Annotated in this window: 1 protein-coding gene; it reads left to right on the top strand. The window is 39.7% G+C overall.

What is annotated here, in order from left to right:
* A partial coding sequence (locus ACTQ48_RS11490) for a sugar O-acetyltransferase (protein ID WP_441571057.1) occupies positions 1-307 on the top strand: 307 nt, incomplete at its 5' end.
* Positions 308-506: the final 199 nt, after the last annotated feature.

Here is a 506-nt window from a genome sequence, read left to right as displayed (position 1 = left end):
CTTTAATTGGACAGTTTTGGATACCTGTCCGGTTACCATTGGAGATAATGCCATGTTGGGCCCAAATGTTCAATTCTATACAGCTCTCCATCCCCTCAATGCTCAGGAGCGAATAGCAGGACCAGAATATGGGGCTCCCATCACCATTGGTGACAATGTTTGGATTGGCGGAGGGGCTATGATTTTAGCTGGAGTGACATTGGGAGATAATGTGGTCGTTGGAGCAGGCTCTGTTGTGACCAAGTCCTTTGGTAATAATGTTGTTATTGCCGGAAATCCAGCAAGAGTTATCAAAAATATAGACTAAGACCTCAAGTAAAAAACGAATAATTCAGTATTTTCACAAGCATTTTTTCTATAAATCTGGTAAAATAGAAAAAACAAAATAAGAGAGGTTTTACCATGGGAAAATTCCAAGTTATTTCGCATCCACTCATCCAACACAAATTGTCTATTTTGCGTCGTAAAGACACATCGACAAAAGATTTTCGTGAATTGGTGGATGA

Source organism: Collinsella sp. Sow4_E3 (genome assembly GCF_052116285.1).
In the GTDB taxonomy this organism is placed as follows: Bacteria; Actinomycetota; Coriobacteriia; order Coriobacteriales; family Coriobacteriaceae; genus Collinsella.
This window is presented reverse-complemented; position numbering and strand designations above follow the sequence as displayed.